The sequence below is a fragment of the Streptomyces alkaliphilus genome (assembly GCF_014141535.1).
Taxonomy (GTDB): Bacteria; Actinomycetota; Actinomycetes; order Streptomycetales; family Streptomycetaceae; genus Streptomyces; species Streptomyces alkaliphilus.
The window spans coordinates 1-5,206 of record NZ_VKHT01000313.1; the positions used below are offsets into that span (position 1 = coordinate 1).

The 5,206-nt window shown below is 70.7% G+C and carries 4 protein-coding genes; 2 read left to right on the forward strand and 2 right to left on the reverse strand.

Annotated elements, in window-relative coordinates; translation table 11 throughout:
* Positions 1–361: 361 nt before the first annotated feature.
* Complete coding sequence (locus FNQ90_RS11935; protein ID WP_182606354.1) at positions 362–970, reverse strand: hypothetical protein; 609 nt, start codon at positions 968–970, stop codon at positions 362–364.
* A 761-nt stretch (positions 971–1,731) separates the two neighbouring features.
* Between FNQ90_RS11935 and FNQ90_RS11940 the strand changes: the two genes are divergently transcribed.
* Together FNQ90_RS11940 and FNQ90_RS11945 are read left to right on the forward strand one after the other, a co-directional pair.
* Positions 1,732–2,100, forward strand: a complete 369-nt coding sequence (locus FNQ90_RS11940) for a hypothetical protein (protein ID WP_182606355.1) — start codon at positions 1,732–1,734, stop codon at positions 2,098–2,100.
* Between the two features lie 440 nt (positions 2,101–2,540).
* A complete protein-coding gene (locus tag FNQ90_RS11945) occupies positions 2,541–4,337 on the forward strand; it encodes an alpha/beta hydrolase (protein WP_228471061.1) in 1,797 nt (598 codons plus the stop codon).
* An 87-nt stretch (positions 4,338–4,424) separates the two neighbouring features.
* Here FNQ90_RS11945 and hemQ read toward each other — a convergent pair whose 3' ends face one another.
* Positions 4,425–5,144, reverse strand: a complete 720-nt coding sequence (gene hemQ / locus FNQ90_RS11950; RefSeq protein ID WP_143620827.1) for a hydrogen peroxide-dependent heme synthase — start codon at positions 5,142–5,144, stop codon at positions 4,425–4,427.
* Between the last annotated feature and the right edge of the window lie 62 nt (positions 5,145–5,206).

A 5,206-nucleotide genomic window follows, 5' to 3' on the forward strand; every position in this document is an offset into this window, starting at 1 on the left:
CGGCCTCCCCCGACGGTATCCCCTCCGCCGTCACGTCCTTACGGGATGCCCGCTTCCGGAGCCCGAATACCGCGTGGATGAGGAGAAGTTGGGTGGAAGCGCGCCGCTCCGGGACCACCGCTCCGGGAGTGGGGGCAGTGATCGAGGCGACGTGCGGGGAGTCGGGACGGTCGCTGTGAGGGCTCGCCGATCCCACCCCGGGCGGGGCACGGGACCCACGGGGCCGACCTCCGAACCCCGGCCGGTGACACCGGGTCCCGGGGTCGACCGGCACCGTTGGCGGCACGGTCATCACCGAGACCGTCCCCGGGGCGACAGGGGGCGGCGACATCCGGACGCGGCACGGCCGCCGGGACCGGGGTCAGGGGCGCGGGACGCCCCCGGTGGACGTCGCACCCTCATCCCGACTCCACTGTGCCTCGTAGCGACGCAGCACGGCCGCCTCCTCCCGGGCCGGTTTCCCGGCACGGCGCTCGCCGTGCAGGTACCAATGGGCGGCCGGTAGCGGAGGGATCAGGAGCGCCAGGGTCAACCAGGGGAACCACACCGCGTCCAACGCGCACCACACGGCCGCGGTGAGAAAGAAGAACGTGATCCCGAGTGCCGTGACCCGGCGGGCGCGCGGGGACCAGCGGTGGTGCTCGTACAGCGCCATGAGGGCCTCCCCCGCCCGCAGGGGATGCACCGCGTAGCCGGAGGGATCGGGGGGAGCCGGGAGCCAGGAACACCCGTCACGGAACCGGTCGGTGGCGCGCCGCGCGCGTTCGCGGGCGGCGGGGTGGTCGTCGCGGACCAGGTCCAGCCGGAAGGCACCGCTGGGTGCCACCCGATGGGAGGTCACGCGGTAGCCGAACTCGTGGGCTGCGATGACGTATTCGCACGCCTCGCCGTGGGCCGGCTCCTCATCGGGCACAACGGTGAAGGAGAGGCGTCGGCGGCCGTCCAACCGGGAGAGGAAGTCCTCGAACACGAGCCGCCTCCGCCCTGTCCCTGCCGGACCCGCTGGTTCACGGAACCTCACTTTCGCACGGTACCCGACCGCTGCCCGAGAGGATCACGCCGCCCTGCAGGTCGCCCGGAACTCATCACGCCCCATGGGCCTTCGTACCGCCACGGCCCCGCTCTCACTCACGACCTCCCCGGATAACGCTTCGCGGTCTCGACATCCTCCGGAGTCCGGTCCGGTAGACCCCCGAAACAGGTATGACAAGCACTTCACAGCGACGCAGATCCCACCGGGAAAATAACAGAAAAAACGAAAAAATCTCACCCCTTCCGCTCGGCTTGAATCCCGGGGTCACACCAAGAAGCAACTCGTTCAATTCTCTGTTATTTTGACACGACTTGATCGAATCCATTGTTCCCGGCTCGAAAAACTCATACTCGCGACATGAAGGACCCAGCACACGCGACAATCGAGCGCTTCCTCGAGACGTTCGAAAAAGATGGCACACGCAGGCAACGACGCACGTACCTTCAGTAGTACCTCACCTTCCTCGCACAATTCCGATCCATAAACACAAGCAAGCGAGAAACATTCTCGTTCAGGCCGGCAGCAAAAGTGCGAGATGTTCACACCTCCCTCACGGCAGGGATCAAGTCCCGGAGCGGGAAGGGCACGACGACCTGAATCAACGAGCTGTTTCCAGCAGGATGACGATCGAAGGGCACATTGACCGAAGCGCGATCCTGTCAACACACCCGGTAGGCTGGTTCGACAGCGCGGAGTTCATGCGGGCCTACAACAACACGGGAAGCAAGGTGTGGGATCCCCTGGCCACGGCCGGAGATTGGAATTCCTTCTTCGCCCAGCCGAATGGTTCCCTGGCCCGACGCCTCTCGGAACTGGTCCTGGTGAGCGACTACGAGATCACGGTGACCAGCCACACCACGTACGAGCAGAGCGAGGTCGCGAGGTTCGAGGCGGGCGTTCAGGGAGGCGTATGGCCATTCTTCTCCGGTTCGCCGGCTGCCACGCACAACACCGAGATCAAGCACAATGAGGACAACACCCTGTCCGTGAAGCACACGCTGGAGGGATCGCCCCAGATCCGGGGCATCACCTACCAGAACGCGCCGAACCAGCGCAGAAGTTCGTGAGGGCCCCGGTTCCCCGGGGCCCTCACGCCGTGGAGCTCGGTGAATCCTGACAGCCGAGTCGGCTGAACATCGGAGTTCCCTGCTCTTCTCGTCACCCAAAAAGTGGCTCGCCTCCCCGAACAGGAAAGAGCTTTTCGTCTTCCTTCCGTCAACCGAACCGGCAAGCCGGGGTCCTTGGGAAGACGATTCGGGGAGACGAAATGTGGTCGCCACGTCGTTTCCCTCTTCTCCAGCCACGTGCCGGGCCCGCACCCGTCGCTCGTTCGGGGGGATCGGGTCGAACGGGGCGGCGCGGCGGCATCCGGGCCGTCCCCGCCGGCGGCAGGATCTGCCCTCCGATCGGCACGGCGGAGGGAACGGGTGTGACGCAGGGCGTCGAGGCACGGCGGAACCGACCGGTGGAAGGGGCGGGGCGGACCCGACGACCCCGGCGAACGGGGATGGCGGTGGCGGCCGGTATCGCGGTGGCGCTGCTGGCCGGAACCGCCGGCACCCCCGCCGGGGCGACCGGGACGAGCGAGGGGCCCGGTACGGCCCGGGAGCGGGCGCCGGGGACCACCGCCCCCGACTCCCCCGCCGAGGCGGCCGGTGCCCGGCTGGCCGCCGACCGGGCGGAGCGGGCCGGAATCGACTGGGGTCCCTGCGACCCCGCCACCCGCCTCCCCGAGCCGGTGGAGTGCGCAACGGTGACCGTTCCCGTCGACTACGCCGACCCCTCGGGGGACTCCCTCGACCTGCACCTCAGCCGGGTGACGGCGAGCGGTCCGGCGGAGGAGCGGCGCGGCGCACTGCTCTACAACCCGGGTGGGCCGGGGGGCAACGGCATGTCCTTCCCGCTGTTCCCGCTGCGGTTGGCCGCCCCCGTGTGGCGGGACCTGAACACGGCCTACGACATGGTCGGTTGGGCCCCGCGCGGGGTGGGTCCCTCGGCGCCGGTCTCGTGCACGGATCCGGAACTGTTCGGGCGGGGCCCAGGGGTCGTCCCCCGGCCGCCCTCCGAGGAGTTCAAGCGGGAGATGGACCGCCGGGCGGCGGAGTACGCGGCCGGGTGCCCGGCGAACCGGGGCGAGTGGGCCGGCGCGCACACCACGCCGAACAACGCCCGCGACCTGTACGTGTTGCGGGCCGCCCTCGGTCGGGAACGGCTGGACTACCTGGGTGTCTCCTACGGCACCTACATCGGCTCGGTGTACGCGACGCTCTTCCCGGAGGCCGTGGGCCGGATGGTACTGGACAGCGTCGTCGACCCCGACCCGGTGACGATCTGGTACGACAGCAACCTCCTGCAATCCCTCGCCTTCGAGAGCCGCTGGTCGGACTGGAAGGAGTGGGTCGCCCGTCACCACGACGCCCACGGTCTCGGGGAGACGGCGCGGGACGTGCAGCGCGCGTTCGAGGCCCTTCTGGACGCCGTGGACGCCGAGCCGCTGGAGGGAGTCGTCGGCTCCAAGGAGGTGCACGAGGCGTACCTGTCGGTGGCGTACGCGGACGCGGCCTGGCCGGGCGCGGCGGCGGCCCTGGCGGCGTTCGCCGCCGGGGACCCGGAGCCGGTGCTGCGCGCCTCCCGCCCGGGCACCGATCCGGCGGGGATGGTTCGGCGGGAGAACTCCAACGCCGTCTACACCACGGTGGAGTGTTCGGACGCCCCATGGCCCCGCTCCTGGGAGCGCTGGGACGCAGACCACTCGATGATGGCCCGACAGGCACCGTTCGAGACCTGGGAGAACGCCTGGCTCAACCTGCCCTGCCGGCACTGGACGGGCCCGCAGAACCGCCCGGTGGACGTGCAGGCGGGGCCGGGGGAGCTGCCTCCGATCCTGCTGGTGCAGGCCGACCGGGACGCGGCGACGCCCGCCCGGGGCGCGTCGGAGGTCGCGCGGCGGCTGCCGGGCTCGGTGCTGGTCGCCGAGGAGGGGGCGGGGAACCACGGCGTGACGGGCGGCAACGCCTGTGTGGACGCCCTGATCCGGGCGTATCTGCTGGACGGCTCGGTACCGGCGGGCGACACGGTGTGCGCCGGGCGCGCGGAGCCGGAGCCGCTGCGGCCGGTGGCCGGGGAGCCGGAGCCGGAGCCGGAGCCGGTGGGGGCGGATGGTCCGGAGCCCGGGCCGGAACCGCGTTCCCCCGGTTTCGGCCCGACGGCGGTCGCCGGTCCGGCCGCGCTCCTCGCCGAAGGGCTGCCGGGCGTGCTCGGGAACGGCACGGGGGCGCCGGGGTTCGTGCCGCTCCTCCGGTGACGGGTCGTCCCCCAACGGGTCGGCGGGCGGACGACGGCCGGGGCGGCGGCGGGACATGCCGGCCGCCGCGCCCGGCCGGCCCGGGTCTCAGGCCAGACCGGTGATCAACTCGGGCACCGAACGGCGACGACCGGTGTAGAAGGGGATCTCCTCCCGGACGTGCCGACGGGCCCCGGAGCCGCGCAGGTGCCGCATGAGGTCGACGATGCGGTGCAGTTCGTCGGCCTCGAAGGCGAGGATCCACTCGTAGTCGCCCAGCGAAAAGGAGGCGACGGTATTGGCCCGCACGTCGGGGTAGCCACGCGCCATCTTCCCGTGCTCGGAGAGCAGCGCCCGCCGCTCCTCGTCCGGCAGCAGATACCACTCGTAGGAGCGGACGAAGGGGTAGACGCTGACGTAGTCGCGGGGCCGCTCGTCGGCGAGGAAGGCCGGCACGTGGGCCTTGTTGAACTCGGCCGGGCGGTGCAGCGCCATGTTGGACCACACCGGTTCGAGGGTGCGGCCGAAGCGGGTGCGGCGGAAGAGGTTGTAGGCCTCCTGGAGCGCGTCGGAGGTCTCGGCGTGCCACCAGACCATCACGTCGGCGTCGGCGCGCAGCCCGGAGACGTCGTAGGTGCCGCGCACGACGACGTCCTTGGCGGCGAGCTGCTCGAACAGCTCGGTGACCTCCTCGGCGAGGCCGGAGCGGTCCTCCGGCAGCACGTCGCGCAGGCGGAACACCGACCAGGCGGTGTAGCGGATGACCTCGTTGAGGTCCCTGGCCTTCTTCCCCGCGTTGGGGGTCCTGTCGGTCTCGGCAGTACTCATGGGGTCATTCTCCCGTGTCGTTCGGGGTGGGCCGGCCCGGGCCGGCCCACCCCGAACGACAC

Excerpts from the sequence above, each read along its gene's own strand:
- FNQ90_RS11940 (WP_182606355.1), top strand. The coding sequence starts at position 1,732 with ATGCGGGCCTACAACAACACGGGAAGCAAGGTGTGGGATCCCCTGGCC.
- FNQ90_RS11945 (WP_228471061.1), top strand. The coding sequence starts at position 2,541 with ATGGCGGTGGCGGCCGGTATCGCGGTGGCGCTGCTGGCCGGAACCGCC.
- hemQ (WP_143620827.1), bottom strand. The coding sequence starts at position 5,144 with ATGAGTACTGCCGAGACCGACAGGACCCCCAACGCGGGGAAGAAGGCC.